At 59.1% G+C, this 13,602-nt stretch carries 15 protein-coding genes; 8 read left to right on the forward strand and 7 right to left on the reverse strand.

The features are described from left to right. Nucleotides 1-47: 47 nt before the first annotated feature. Entirely contained in the window at nucleotides 48-680 is a 633-nt protein-coding gene (locus tag ACTG2J_RS17875; RefSeq protein WP_005354809.1) for a TIGR04219 family outer membrane beta-barrel protein, read from the reverse strand. Between the two features lie 95 nt (nucleotides 681-775). Then, nucleotides 776-1,225: a copper chaperone PCu(A)C gene (locus ACTG2J_RS17880; RefSeq protein WP_139402721.1), complete on the reverse strand. Its 450-nt coding sequence runs from the start codon at nucleotides 1,223-1,225 to the stop codon at nucleotides 776-778. A 90-nt stretch (nucleotides 1,226-1,315) separates the two neighbouring features. On the opposite strand from ACTG2J_RS17880, the gene ACTG2J_RS17885 reads away from it, so the two are divergent. Then, on the forward strand, nucleotides 1,316-2,065 hold the full coding sequence (locus ACTG2J_RS17885) for an enoyl-CoA hydratase-related protein (protein WP_439997743.1): 750 nt from the start codon (nucleotides 1,316-1,318) through the stop codon (nucleotides 2,063-2,065). A gap of 18 nt (nucleotides 2,066-2,083) precedes the next feature. Here ACTG2J_RS17885 and ACTG2J_RS17890 read toward each other — a convergent pair whose 3' ends face one another. Continuing rightward, the gene (locus ACTG2J_RS17890; protein WP_439997745.1) at nucleotides 2,084-2,512 is read right to left on the reverse strand and encodes a DUF2753 family protein; all 429 of its coding nucleotides are present in this window, start codon (nucleotides 2,510-2,512) and stop codon (nucleotides 2,084-2,086) included. A gap of 282 nt (nucleotides 2,513-2,794) precedes the next feature. Here ACTG2J_RS17890 and ACTG2J_RS17895 point away from each other — a divergent pair, with 282 nt between their 5' ends. Then, nucleotides 2,795-3,454, forward strand: a complete 660-nt coding sequence (locus tag ACTG2J_RS17895; protein WP_113739840.1) for a CatB-related O-acetyltransferase — start codon at nucleotides 2,795-2,797, stop codon at nucleotides 3,452-3,454. A gap of 94 nt (nucleotides 3,455-3,548) precedes the next feature. Here ACTG2J_RS17895 and ACTG2J_RS17900 read toward each other — a convergent pair whose 3' ends face one another. Then, entirely contained in the window at nucleotides 3,549-4,256 is a 708-nt protein-coding gene (locus tag ACTG2J_RS17900; protein WP_113739841.1) for a ParB-like protein, read from the reverse strand. Nucleotides 4,257-4,440: 184 nt separating this feature from the next. On the opposite strand from ACTG2J_RS17900, the gene ACTG2J_RS17905 reads away from it, so the two are divergent. The 3 genes from ACTG2J_RS17905 (at nucleotide 4,441) to ACTG2J_RS17915 (ending at nucleotide 8,160) form a co-directional block, all read left to right on the forward strand. Further along, a complete protein-coding gene (locus tag ACTG2J_RS17905) occupies nucleotides 4,441-6,045 on the forward strand; it encodes a peptide ABC transporter substrate-binding protein (protein WP_439997747.1) in 1,605 nt (534 codons plus the stop codon). Between the two features lie 118 nt (nucleotides 6,046-6,163). Continuing rightward, nucleotides 6,164-6,463 (forward strand): hypothetical protein, encoded by a 300-nt coding sequence (locus ACTG2J_RS17910; RefSeq protein WP_005335795.1) that lies wholly within the window; start codon nucleotides 6,164-6,166, stop codon nucleotides 6,461-6,463. Between the two features lie 137 nt (nucleotides 6,464-6,600). Further along, entirely contained in the window at nucleotides 6,601-8,160 is a 1,560-nt protein-coding gene (locus tag ACTG2J_RS17915; protein ID WP_439989268.1) for a methyl-accepting chemotaxis protein, read from the forward strand. Nucleotides 8,161-8,228: 68 nt separating this feature from the next. Here the strand turns inward: ACTG2J_RS17915 and dusA are convergent, their stop codons facing one another. Then, nucleotides 8,229-9,215 (reverse strand): tRNA dihydrouridine(20/20a) synthase DusA, encoded by a 987-nt coding sequence (gene dusA, locus ACTG2J_RS17920; protein ID WP_439997749.1) that lies wholly within the window; start codon nucleotides 9,213-9,215, stop codon nucleotides 8,229-8,231. Between the two features lie 137 nt (nucleotides 9,216-9,352). Between dusA and zur the strand changes: the two genes are divergently transcribed. From zur to ACTG2J_RS17935, 3 genes are read left to right on the forward strand one after another with little or no spacing between them, the layout of a single operon-like run. Continuing rightward, nucleotides 9,353-9,811 (forward strand): zinc uptake transcriptional repressor Zur, encoded by a 459-nt coding sequence (zur, locus tag ACTG2J_RS17925; protein ID WP_005335805.1) that lies wholly within the window; start codon nucleotides 9,353-9,355, stop codon nucleotides 9,809-9,811. Next, on the forward strand, nucleotides 9,801-10,262 hold the full coding sequence (locus ACTG2J_RS17930) for a chemotaxis protein CheX (protein WP_005343179.1): 462 nt from the start codon (nucleotides 9,801-9,803) through the stop codon (nucleotides 10,260-10,262). Before zur ends, ACTG2J_RS17930 begins: the two co-directional genes overlap by 11 nt. A 4-nt stretch (nucleotides 10,263-10,266) precedes the next feature. Then, nucleotides 10,267-10,497, forward strand: a complete 231-nt coding sequence (locus ACTG2J_RS17935) for a hypothetical protein (protein ID WP_005335809.1) — start codon at nucleotides 10,267-10,269, stop codon at nucleotides 10,495-10,497. A 73-nt stretch (nucleotides 10,498-10,570) separates the two neighbouring features. Here ACTG2J_RS17935 and brnQ (ACTG2J_RS17940) read toward each other — a convergent pair whose 3' ends face one another. Both brnQ (ACTG2J_RS17940) and brnQ (ACTG2J_RS17945) read right to left on the reverse strand, forming a co-directional pair. Then, a complete protein-coding gene (brnQ, locus tag ACTG2J_RS17940) occupies nucleotides 10,571-11,848 on the reverse strand; it encodes a branched-chain amino acid transport system II carrier protein (RefSeq protein WP_279497722.1) in 1,278 nt (425 codons plus the stop codon). A gap of 449 nt (nucleotides 11,849-12,297) precedes the next feature. After that, on the reverse strand, nucleotides 12,298-13,602 hold the full coding sequence (gene brnQ, locus ACTG2J_RS17945) for a branched-chain amino acid transport system II carrier protein (RefSeq protein ID WP_005335813.1): 1,305 nt from the start codon (nucleotides 13,600-13,602) through the stop codon (nucleotides 12,298-12,300).

Raw genomic sequence — 13,602 nt, forward strand, 5'->3', positions numbered from 1 at the left:
TAGATGTTGGCGAAGAATATCACCCCCCGTTGTCAGACAACGTCAGATTAGAAAGTGAATTCGCCGCCCATGAACCAGCCATCGACAGACTGGTCGATATTGGCGAAGTCGACTTTGGCTTCACGCCAGCCGGCACGCAGCTTGATCGGCATGGAGGAGAACTTGTAGGAACCACCCAGACGGTAGTCATAGTTGTCCGCATCGTGAGTGCGCAGATCGCCGAAGAAGGCGATGCCGGTGCCCGGGATCTTCACTTCGCTGCCGGCATAGGCCATCAGGGTATCTTCGTCATAACCCTTGCGGCCGAAGTAGACCTGCTCGCCATCGTAGTGACGACCGGTCATACCCAAATCGATCTTGAACAGATCGTTGTTGAACAGACGGTAGTAGAGGCTCAGATCGTAGGCTGTCAGATCGTTTTTGAAATTGCCGCCGGAGGTGCTGAAATCGGAGACTTCAAACTTGGCGTTCGGCAGGAAGATGATGCCGTGTTCCAGTTGCAGATAGCCGTTCCAGTTGTAGCTGTCGTCATAGCTGCCATCGGCACTGGTGCCATAAGCCTGACCACTGCCCTTGGCGGCCCATACGTCGGCGCCGGCGGCAAAACGCCAGTCGTCAGCGGCCATGGCACTCTGGCTGCACAGAGCCAGCACAAAACCGGCAATCAGCGTCTTTTTCATTACGTCACTTCCTCTTGCATACATGGAAAAGAGCACTATTTTACTCGGTGCAGCCAAAATACCCAGCGTCAATCCTGAACAAACGACGACAAATGTCAGTGCTTCATATGCTTCATCTCTGCCATCGGCTCAATCGGCTTCACCGGCAGTGACAGATCCAGCTTCTGACCATCGTCCATGGTGAGGGTGAGCGGGAAAGGAGTCTGCTCGGAGAGCGTGCCCACCTCGAACAGCATGATGTGCAGGCTGCCCGGTTTCAGCACCGCTTCGCCCTTGGCCGGGATCTCGATGCTCTCGACCTGACGCATCTTCATCACACCATTTTCGTGCAGATGAGTGTGCAGCTCGGCACGCCCGGCCGCAGCAGAAGCCGCCGCCACCAGCTTGACCGGCTGGTCGGCGTCATTCTTGAGCACCATAAAGGCGGCAGTGTTGGGGGAGCCCGGCGGCAACAGGCGCACATAGCCGTCGACAGCCTCGACCTTGGCCAGTGCAGGCGCCGTCATACCCAGAACCAGCAGAGAATAAAACGCACGTTTAAACATGGTTGAAATCCTTTTATGATGTTGTTAAACGGCGCCAAGGTTACCCCAGCAGCAACCTTTTTTGCACCTTTCAATAACAAGGATTTAGACATGGCCCCCATTCTCATTGCCGAGCAGCAGGATGGCTTGCTCACCCTGACCCTCAACCGCCCCGACAAGCGCAACGCTCTCAATACCGAGCTCCATAAGCAACTGGTGGCAGCGCTGCGAGAGGCGGCAGCCGATGAGGAGGTGCATGTCCTGTTGTTGCAGGGGCAGCAGGATTGCTTTACCGCGGGCAATGATCTGGCCGACTTTATGGGCAAGAGCTCTCTGGAGCCCGACGACCCCATCCTGCAGTTCCTCCACACCCTTGCCGACTTCCCCAAACCCGTGATCGCCGCCGTTGCAGGCCCGGCGGTGGGGATTGGTACCACCATTCTGCTGCACTGCGATCTGGTCTATCTGGCGGATAACGCCCGCTTGCAGCTTCCTTTCGTCGAGTTGGGGCTGGTACCGGAGTTCGCCTCCAGCCTGCTGCTGCCGCGTCTGGTGGGGCACCTCAAGGCGGCCGAGCTGTTGCTGCTGGCCGAGGCGATTGATGCCGAAGAGGCGCTGCGATTGGGGCTGGCCAACAAGGTAGTGGCAGCCGATGGAGTACTCTCCTTTGCCCGCGAGCAGGGACTGAAGCTGGCGGCAAAACCGCCCAGAGCGCTGCAAAAGAGCAAGGCACTGCTGAAACAGGAGCTCAAACAAGCAGTGCACTTTGTCATCGATTTGGAGGCGCGCGCCTTCGCCCAGGCACTGCAGGGGGAAGAGGCGCAGCAGCGCATCGCCCAGAAACTCAAACGGCGGAGCTGAGCTGCCGCTCAACGCCAGTCAGTTGAGGCGAAAACGGCCGATCAGCTCGCAGCCCTGCACCTTGTCCTGCAGCTGGATCAGCCGGGCAATTTCCGGATTGGGGTGGCGCTTGAGAAAGGCGAGCAGGGCGCCGCGACAGCAACCCAGCTCGCTGATCAGCGCCTCGCACTCCCGATTGGGGCACTGCGGCACCAGCGCAGTGACCAGCTCGGAGGCAAGCTTCAGGTAGCGCAGCTCGTAAGTCGGCTGATCCATCGCCCGCCAGAAGTCGGCCAGCCGATGACAGGTGGCGACCCGCATGGTGGCCAGCTCGGTCAACTCGACCTGGGTCATCTCGTAAACATCCCCCAGCGCCTGCTGATAAAAGCAGATCGCCGCCCCCAGCGAACCGGCCTGCCAGGCACGCTCCGCCTCCAGCATGTATCGTTGCCAACTTTGCGGTGTCATCTCACTCTCCCGAATCCGTCATGGTGGGAGTGTTATCATGGCTAATTGAGAATAAATATCAACCAGAGGGTTAGTGCAGGATCTCTGCGCAACCTTGGCAAACCCGGCGCCCGACCTTATGATCGCGCCCTTCCCTCTTCTTTGGAGCCCCACAATGCGACCACGCCTCCCGCAGATGCTGGGCTGCTCCCTGCTCTGCGTGCCCCGCATGCTGGTCTGGATCTATTAGCTGCGCTCACGCGAACGCAACCCATCCGATCCATTCAGCAAAGGAGTACCAACATGAACCCCTGCCAACACTGGTCGCAGGTCGAATACCTGCACCTGACGGTGACCAACCCCAATATCTGCCTAAAGGGGCAGCACAGCTACTACTCGGGTGCCTGGGATGGCCCCTTCGAAGAGGTGGCAGTGCGCTACCTCCATGGCGATCCCTTCAGCCGCAGCCCGGACACCGGCTGGGAGCCGCTCTGGCATATCGACCGGCTCCATATCGGCGACTATGTGCAGATTGCCGCTGGGGTAAAGATCATCATGGGCGGCAACCACACCCACAACACGTCCTTCATCAGCACCTATCCGTTCGCCGATCTGGCGGCGCTCCAGCGCAGCTACCGCCCCGCTGGCGATACCCGCATCGGCAACGATGTCTGGATCGGCATGGAGGCGATGATCATGCCCGGCGTCACCATCGGCGACGGCGCCATCATCGCCGCCCGTTCGCTGGTCAATCAGGATGTGCCGCCCTATGCCATGGTGGCGGGCACCCCGGCCAGGGTGGTGCGGATGCGCTTTGGTGAGGAGGAGATTGCCCGGCTACAGGCCCTCGTCTGGTGGGATTGGCCGGATCAACAGGTCAACGATCTCCTACCGCTGATCCAGCAAGGCGAAGTCGCCCTGCTTGAGCAGGCGGCTGCCCGCTGGGCGGAGCGCCATGAGTGACCACCGCTAACCAGTAGCTGACAGCATAAGGGCGACCCCGGGGTCGCCCTCTTTTATCTCCGGCATGCTCAGGGTGCCGGCATCGCACATCCACTCATTGCGCGCTTTTGGACTGGTTGAGGCTGCACTGCTTGCCGGGATAACCGGGCAAGCCACTGGCATCGCTGCCGCAGGCGAGCCGTTTGGCCTGTTGCAGGCGGGCCGCCAGATTGGCGCTGTCCACCGGCATCCACTGCATCTGCTTGCCGAGCCAGCTGGCCCAGGCAAACTCGACGAAATAGACCTGTTTGTCCTTGCGAAAGTAGCCCGCATTCTGCAGCAGTCCGGCGAGGGTGCGATAGGGATAATCAGGCAGCTTGTCGATACTGGTCGGCAACTGCTCCGGGGTCAGCGGCTGTCCCTTCTCATCCTTGAGCCAGGCCCAGTGGTTGTTCTGCATCTGGCTCCAGAAGTTGGCTTTGTCCTGCAGGCGGCCAATCACCTTGACCCGGGCATCCTTGACGCCCTGCTGCCACAGCGCCTTGGTGAGATGGTGCCTGTCCACCAGCCAGTAGCTGCCATCCGGCGCAATCACCACGGGGATCTCTTTCTTTTTCATCAACTTGTCGAGCTGCTTTGCGCTCATGCCCGCCAATGTGGCCTGGGTCTCATCGACCTGGATCTGGCCGACGCCCCCCTGAGTCGGGTGCAAGGCATTGATGCCGATCTCGCACCAGTTGCCCACCGCCGTGTCGCTCTGGCACGGGGCCAACGCCCAGGCACCCTGGCTCAACACACAGGCCAGCACTAACCATGCTTTCATCGTTTGACACTCCTCACCACATTGAACTGCACAGACGCCGGGAACGCTCTTCTACCCCGATTGGGAGTGAGAGTCGAATGCTGGCGGTCAGACCAGCAAACGGGATATCATGATTTCCCATCTGTCGGCGATATTTTCTCGCCGAGTTTTCTCCCCGCTTCACACTATTTGAAGGATCCGACCCATGAAAGGATGGACCCCCTTGCTGGCCCTGCTGGGCTGTGCTGCTGTCCAGGCTGCCGATATTCCCGCCGGAACACAACTCGCCGCCAAGCAGATTGTCGTTCGCCACCTCAAGGATGAACCTGCGAGCCTGAGCCCGCTCAAGCTGGTCGGCCTGCCGGAGTTGCAGGTACTGCGGGATCTGTTCGAGGGGCTGCTGACCCAGGGGCCGGATGGCAAACCGGTTGCCGGGGTGGCGGCCAGCTGGGAAAACAAGGGCAACCAGTTCTTTACCTTCCATCTGCGCCCGGATGCGCGCTGGTCCAACGGCGATCCGGTCAAGGCCGGCGACTTCGTTTACGGCTGGCGCAAGCTGGTCGATCCGAAAGAGGCGGCCACCTTCGCCTGGTTTGCCCAACTGGCCCGTTTCGACAAGGTGGACGAAATAGTCGCTGGCAAATTGCCTGCCAGCGAGCTGGGGGTCAAGGCCCTCGATGACCACACCCTGCAAGTGACCCTCTCCCAGCCGGTGCCCTACTTCCTGAACCTGCTGAGCCACCCCAGCCTGTCGCCGCTCCATCAGGCCAGCATCGAGCAGTACGGCAACCTATGGACCCAACCCGGCAAACTGGTAGGCAACGGTGCCTTTGTGCTGAACAACCGGGTGGTCAACGAGAAGCTGGAGCTGACCCCCAACCCTTATTACTGGGATCGGGCCCATACCGTATTGACCAAGGTGATCTTCATGCCGATCAATCAGGAGAGCGCGGCGACCAACCGCTATCTGGCGGGCGATCTGCATATCACCGAATCCTTCCCCAAGGAGCAGTACGACAAGCTGAAGCAGCAGATCCCGAATGAGGTCTACACCCCGGATCAGCTCGGTACCTACTACTACGCCTTCAATACCCGTCAGGCACCACTGAACGATGTGCGGGTGCTCAAGGCGCTCTCCTACACCATCGACCGCGCCCTGATCGCCGACAAGGTGCTCGGCACTGGCGAGAAACCGGCTTATCACTTCACTCCAGATGTAACCGCCAGCTTTACCCCGGCCGCCAACTTGCTCTCCACCAGCAGCCAGCCGGCGCTGGACAGCAAGGCCAAGGCCCTGCTCAAGGAGGCCGGTTACGGCCCGGACAAGCCGCTCAAGCTGACCCTGCTCTACAACACCGCGGAAATTCACAAGAAGATGGCACTGGCGATTGCCAGCATGTGGAAGCAAAAGCTGGGCGCCGAGGTCGAGCTGACCAATCAGGAGTGGAAAACCTATCTCGACAGCCGCCAGAGCGGTCAGTTCGAGGTGATCCGCTCCTCCTGGGTCGCCGATTACAACGACCCTTCAGCGTTCCTTGGCCTGTGGGGCTCTCGTCACAGCGGCAATATGGCTGGCTTTGCCAATGCCCGTTATGACCAGCTACTGGCAGAGGCGGCCAGCACTCAGGATGCCGCCAGCCGCAGCAAGCTGTTTGGCGAGGCGGAGGCGATCCTGCTGGATCAAGCCCCCATCGCCCCCATCTACCAATACACCAATGCCCGCCTCATCAAGCCATGGCTCAAGGGCTACCCCATCAACAACCCGGAAGATGTGGCCTACAGCCGCCAGCTGTATCTCGTCAAACACTGACACCGGCCACAACGATGCGAGGCCCCGCAGGGCCTCGCTATTGATACTGTTCACACCCCGATTTCCAGCCTAAAATGCCGCCCCTTCTGTTCAATTAATCTTCAATACCCAGTCAGACATGCGTTATTTGATACTGCTCTCATTGTTGTGGACCCTGCCTGCTCAGGCCAACAGCGAATCCCAATGCCAGCAAGAGTTTGTCGGCTGGATGCTGCACCAGCAGCAACAGTTCAGCGATCGCAAGTCTGACAAGATGGAACGGCGCCGGGCCGAGCGGGCCATCGAGTTGGCTCGTCAGGAGTACGACAAGCAGACCAGCTTTTGCAAAACGATGGAGCTGGTGCGTAGCTACAAAGATAGCGATCCGCGCTTTAAACCGAGAAGCGGCGAAGTTCACGATTTCACACCGGCCAGCTGACCCTTACTTCATCAATTCATTGTGTTGATTAATTGACCCAAGCCAAGTTCGGGTCACTGAAGAGCCTTAGAATGATTAACTGAGAACGACAATAAAAAACATATTTATCAGTTATTTGGCTTTTTCAGGAACGACACATGACCAAACTCCATCAGGAGGGGGAGATACACTTCCCCGACAACATCGCACTCATCTCGACCACGGATCCCGCCAGTCATATTACCTATGCCAACCAGCACTTCTGTGATGTAGCCGGGTATGGTGCTGCCGAAATGGAAGGGGTACCCCACAATCTGGTGCGACACCCCGACATGCCCAAAGCGGCCTTCGCCGACATGTGGCAGCGGCTGCGACAGGGCAAAAGCTGGATGGGGCTGGTCAAGAACCGCGCCAAAAGCGGTCAGTTCTATTGGGTAAACGCTTACGTCACCCCGATCCTCAATGCGCAGAAGGAGATCGTCGAGTTCCAGTCGGTGCGCACCAAACCCGCCGCCAGCGATGTGGCCTGGGCCGAGCAGCTCTATGGCCTGCTGCGCAGCGGCAAGGCACTTCCCTGGCTGAGCCGGTGTCACATTGAACCGGGTCAGCTGACTCTCTGGCTCTCCGCTTCTGCCTTGTTCACCACCCTTGCTACCTTTGCTACCGGCAACCTGTTCTGGTTGCTGCCCACCGCCTTGTTGCTGTTGGCACAGGCAACCCACGGCTGGCGATTGCAGCAACGGCTGGCTCATCTGCTCACCCTTGCCGATCAAGACAAGGGAACCCGCCTCTGTCAGGTGCTCTACACCCGACGGCGCGACACCCTGGCGGCCGTCGAACTGGCCCTGCGGATGAAGCAGGCCGAGCTCAAGGCCGTGGTCGGGCGCAGCGCCGACACCAACCAGCAGATCCTGCAGGCTGCCGAAGATGACCGGGGCAATATCCAGACCATCGATACCCACCTACAGCAGCAGCGCGCCCACAGCGAGCAGCTGGCGACCGCCATCACCGAGCTGAGCCACTCCATTCGGGATGTGGCCCACAGTGCCCATGAGGCGAGCAATCTGGTTATAGAGGTACAGCAGGTCTCCGACGAGGGGCTGCAAGCATTGGCGACCACCCGTTCTGCCGTCAACCAACTCCATCAGGAGCTGGATGCCAACCACGCCGTGCTGGCCCAGCTCACCAGCGACAGCCAGAAGATCAGCGGTATTCTGGAGGTGATCAGTCAAATCGCCGACCAGACCAACCTGCTCGCCCTCAATGCGGCCATCGAGGCCGCCCGGGCGGGCGAACAGGGGCGCGGTTTTGCCGTGGTGGCGGATGAAGTGAGGGCGCTGGCCCAGAAGACCCGAGCCTCGACTAGCGAGATCCACGAGATGATCCAGGCGCTGCAACAGACTACACGACAGTTGTCGGAGGGGATGACGCAAGGGGCGCAGACCTCGGTGCGCTGCCAGCAGCACGCGGGCACCACCGCCGACGTGCTCACCCAGATAAACCAAATGTTGGGGCAGGTAACCCGCACCAGCGACGAGATCGCCCAAGCGGTGAGTCAGCAGGCCGACGTCACGGCGACGCTCGATGAAGGGGTGCACCAGATCCACCAGCTGGCCAGCCACACCGCCGACAACAGCAGGCAGGCCCTCGATGGCATCACCCTGCTGGTAGAGCGGCTGCAGGATCTCTCGCGGCTGATCAACCAGTTCAGATATTGAAGCGACAGCGATCAAAAAAGCGCGTCAACTGACGCGCTTTTTGTTGTTCTTGCCCTGGCACAACTGGCTTATTCGGCCGCCTCGCTGCTGGCAAACTCCGGCACCTTGGCCATGGCATCCAGCACCACCTGAATATCCGCTCCCGGTTTGCAGGCGTTCTCGCTCAGGTGACGGCGCCAGGCGCGAGCACCCTGCATGTTCTGGAACAGCCCCAGCATATGGCGGGTCATATGGGAGAGGTAGTTGCCCTTGGCCAGCTCCTGCTCGATATAGGGCAGCATCATCCGCACCACTTCATGGCGGCTCGGCACGGCGTTGTTCTGGCCGAACACCAGGTTATCTACCTGCGCCAGAATGTAGGGGTTCTGATAGGCTTCACGCCCCATCATGACGCCATCGACGTGTTGCAGGTGCTCGAGAGTCTGCTCCATGGAGGTGACACCGCCGTTGAGGGCGATGGTGAGCTCCGGGTAATCCTGCTTGACCCGATAGACGCGGGGATAATCGAGGGGCGGGATCTCGCGGTTCTCCTTGGGGCTCAAGCCGCTCAGCCACGCCTTGCGGGCATGGACGATAAAGGTATCGCAACCGGCATCGCGCACCTGTTCGATAAAGGCCTGCAGAAATTCGTAGGAGTCCTGTTCGTCGATGCCGATACGGGTCTTCACCGTCACCGGAATATCGACCACATCGCGCATCGCCTTGACGCAGTCAGCCACCAGCGCCGGTTCACCCATCAGGCAGGCACCAAAGCGGCCATTCTGCACCCGATCGGAGGGGCAGCCGACGTTGATGTTCACCTCGTCATAGCCACGCTCCTCGGCCAGCTTGGCACAGCGCGCCAGATCGGCTGGATTGCTGCCACCCAGCTGCAGGGAGATGGGGTGCTCCTGCTCGCTGTAACCCAGATAATCACCCTTACCGTGGATGATGGCGCCAGTGGTCACCATTTCGGTATAGAGCAAGGTCTGGCGGCTAATCAGTCGATGAAAGTAACGGCAATGCCGATCAGTCCAGTCCAGCATGGGGGCGATGGAAAAACGCTGCGCCTGCATAAAAATCATCCGGGTTGGCTAAAGAAAGGGGCGGATTTTATCACAACGTGAAGCAGCCCCAGAAAATGAATTTTGTCGCCGCGCCATGCGAGGCCCTGTGATAGTATCCGGCTAATAGAAAGGGTATCTGCGCGATCATGAATCAAGACCAACTTTTACAACGAGCCGAGCGACTCTGTATACAGCGAGGGATCCGCTTCACCCCGACCCGACGTCAGGTATTTCGCCTGCTGGCGGCACACGGCAACGCCATCAGCGCCTATGATTTGTTGGCCCAGCTGCAACAAACCGAAGCCAATGCCAAGCCGCCAACCGTCTATCGGGCACTCGATTTTTTGCTCGAACAGGGCTTTGCTCACAAGGTGGAATCTCTCAACGCGTTTATCTTCTGCTGCCACTTCGATCACGCTCACCCGATGCAGTTGTTGATCTGCGACGAGTGCGGGGATGTGGTCGAGCTTCACGATACGGCGATCGATAGCGCGTTTTCCGAGCAGGCCCACTTGCATGGTTTTACTATTACCAATAAGACGATAGAGGCACATGGCCAATGTGCCCGTTGTACGCCCACTGTAGGAAGTCATCATGAAGGCTGATTTTGTAAATCCGTTCCTGCTATCCCTGCTCAATGTGCTCTCGACCATGGCACAGCTGGAACTCAAACCGGGCAAACCGAAACGCAAGATGGATGAGCTGGCGCGCGGTGACGTCTCAGGCCTTATTGGCATGGTCGGCCCGCAGACCCGTGGCTCCCTCTCCATCAGCTTCGAGAAGGGGCTGGCACTGGAGATCATGCGCCGCATGCTGGGGGAAGCGCCCGCCTCCATCAACGAAGAGGTGACCGACATGGTCGGTGAAATCACCAACATGGTGACCGGCGGTGCCAAGCGGATGCTGGGCGAGAAGGGCTACGAGTTTGACATGGCAACCCCCATCATCGTCTCCGGTCCCAACCACACCATTACTCACCGTGCAGATGGCACCAAGATCATGATGCCGTTCGAATCGGATTTCGGTCGCGCCACTATCGAAATCTGCTTCGAGTAACCCTATGTGGAAAGCATTGAAATGGATTTTCATCTGCTGGGCCCTGCTGTTGATCCTGTCGGACATTCAGATCAGCACCTCCCTCTACAAGTACGAAGATAACCGGGTGCTCATCAACTTCCCGCGCTGGGAAGCCAAGCAGCCCTGGGGCACCTTCGAGTGGCATGCCGGACGGGTAGAAACCCACTGGTATGGTCTGGAGGGCAAACCCAAGCCGAAAGGCCCGCAAATCTGATCCGGTAACGGATCCGGCAGAAACAGAAGAGGCCAGCAGTTGCTGGCCTCTTTGCTATCTCGTTGTTTCTGAATCAAGCCGCTTCGGCCGCCAACTTCCCGCTTGGTCGCACCAGGATGCCGACGATGCAGGCCAGCAGAGTCGGCAGCAGCCAGGCAAGCCCCTTGTCGAACAGCGGCAGGAAGGCAAAGCCGTCCATCGCCATCCCGGCAGCCCCCAGCCCATCGAGACAACCAAACAGAAAGGCGACCGTCAGCACACCACGAAACACCAGCCGTGGCTGGGCAAACCATCCCTTGAGGAAGGTCACCAGCACCAGCGCGATGGCGACCGGATAGATGGCCACCAGCACCGGGATGGAGAGGCCGATCAGCTCGCTCAACCCCACATTGGCCACCAGTGCACAGAGCGCCCCCAGCAGGATCACCCAGTTGCGATAGGCCCAACCTGTCAGGCCATGGAAGTAGTCGGCACCGGCACAGAGCAGGCCGACAGCGCTGGTAAAACAGGCCAGGGTGATGATGGCAGCCAGAATAAACTGACCCGGTTGACCAAACAGACTCAGGACGTAGGCATTGACGATGGCGCCGCCGTTGCTGGTATCGCTCGCCACCCCACCGGCGCTGTTGCCCAGCTGAAAGAGCGAGACATACACCGCCGACAACCCGACCGCCGAGATCAAGCCTGCAATGGTCAGATATTTGAACTGGCTGCGATAATCCTCGATCCCCTTCTGGCGCAGCAACCCGATGATCAGGGCGCCAAACATCAGGGAGGCCAGGGTATCCATGGTGTTGTACCCCTCCAGCATTCCTTTGGTCAGGGCTGCATCTATGTACTCACCGCTGGCATCAGGCATGGTGCCCTGCGGCGTCATAAAGACCCCGACCGCCAGAATAAGCAGCATCGCCATCAGGGCTGGGGTCAGATACTTGCCGACCGCATCGAGCAGCTTGCCCCGATCGAGCGCCACCAAGATCACCAGCGCAAAGAAACTCAGGGTGTAGATCAGCAGCCCCGCATGACCGGCATCGCCGAGCCAGGGCTTGAGCCCCATCTCGTAGGCGACCAGACCGGTGCGGGGAATGGCAAAAGCAGGCCCCATGATGATATAGATGGCGATGGCCAGTGCCGTCGCCGCCCCGGCGGGCAGATAGCGGGTCATTCCGGTCCAGCCACTCGCGCCGCCCCCCGAGCTCCCCTTGGCCACCGCAATCAGGGTGATCAGCGGCAAACCCACCGCCGTCAGCAAAAAGCCGCACATGGCGGCCAGCAGATGCTCACCGGCCATAAAACCGGCCAGCGGCGGAAAAATGATATTGCCTGCCCCCAGATAGAAGGCAAACGTCATAAACCCCAATCCGAATACGTCGGACAACTTCAATGATTTCGTCAAACTCAACCTCATCTGCCTTATCAGCTTGTTATTGATTGCACCCACTGCCTGGCAGATAACCGGTAACAATACCTCTCGCCCCCACACGGCCCGCGGACCGGATGAGGCGCACCACCTTTAGCATAAAGAAGAGGAGTTCGATCTCAATCACCAATTAATATCTTGAAACAATTTACCGCTGTGGAATTAATCGCCGAACAACTCAGCAATTCATAAACAGGTGTCACACGTGGCGTATTGGAGGCAAGAAGAGGGAAACGGGTTATAGCGGCAAGATACGGCTGCTCAGATGCTATCTGCGTACAGTGACAATTACGGCAGCAAAGCTAGGCGAGAAGCTAGGCTCACAGAAAACAAAAGAGCCTGCACGGGGCAGGCTCTTGGCAATATCAGATCGGGTGTGATCAGGCAGCTTCGGCAGCCATCTCGGTTGGACGCACCATCACGCCAACTACGCAGGCCAGCAGGGTCGGCATCAGCCAGGCGAGGCCCTTGTCGAACAGCGGCAGGAAGGCAAACGCATCCATCTTCATACCGGCAGCACCCAGACCATCCAGGCAACCGAACAGGAAGGCAACCATCAACACGCCACGGAACACCAGACGGGGACGGCCGAAGTAACCTTTCAGGAAGGTGACCAGTACCAGCGCCACGGCAACGGGATAGATGGCAACCAGCACCGGAATGGAGAGGCTGATCAACTGGCTCAGACCCACGTTGGCCACCACGGCACAGATAACGCCCAGCAACACCACCAGCTTCTTGTAAGCCATGCCGGTCAGATTGTGGAAGAAATCGGAACAGGCAGAGATCAGGCCCACGGCAGTGGTGAAGCAAGCCAGAGTGATGATGGCCGCCAGAATGAACTGACCCGGCTGACCAAACAGGCTCAGTACGTAGGCGTTGACGATGGCGCCACCATTGCTGACATCAGTCGCCACACCGGCTGCAGTGTTACCCAGCTGGAACAGGGAGACGTACACCACGCTCAGACCAACGGCAGAGATAAGGCCGGCAATGGCCAGATACTTGAACTGGCTCTTGTAATCGTTGATGCCTTTCTGGCGCAGCAGATCGACGATCAGGGCGCCAAACATCAGGGACGCCAGGGTGTCCATGGTGTTGTAGCCTTCCAGGATCCCTTTCACGAAGGGGCTGTTCTGATAGTCACCGGACGCATCAGGCATGGAGCCTTGCGGTGCTACGAATACACCGATCGCCAGAGTCAGCAGCAGCAGCATCAGTACCGGAGTCAGGTATTTGCCGATGGCGTCCATCAGCTTGCCCTGGTTCATGGAGACCAGAATGGCCACACCAAAGAAGATCACGGTATAAGCCGCCAGACCCGCCTGCCCCATATCACCGATGAATGGCTTGAGGCCCATTTCGTAGGCAACCAGACCGGTACGGGGCGCGGCAAAGGCCGGGCCGATGATGATATAAATGGCAACGGCCAGCGCAGTCGCGACACCGGCAGGCAGCAGTTTGGTCATGCCAGCCCAACCGTTACCGGCTTTCGCCACGGCCAGAATGGTTACCAGAGGCAGGCCCACGGCAGTGACCAGAAAGCCAAACATCGCCAGGGAGAGGTGCTCACCAGCCATGTAACCGGCCAACGGCGGGAAAATGATGTTACCGGCGCCCAAGTAGAAGGCGAAGGTCATAAACCCTAATCCGAGTACATCGGACAATGTGAGTGATTTCGTCAA

The sequence above is a fragment of the Aeromonas sp. 6P genome (assembly GCF_051919525.1).
Lineage (GTDB): Bacteria > Pseudomonadota > Gammaproteobacteria > Enterobacterales > Aeromonadaceae > Aeromonas > Aeromonas veronii.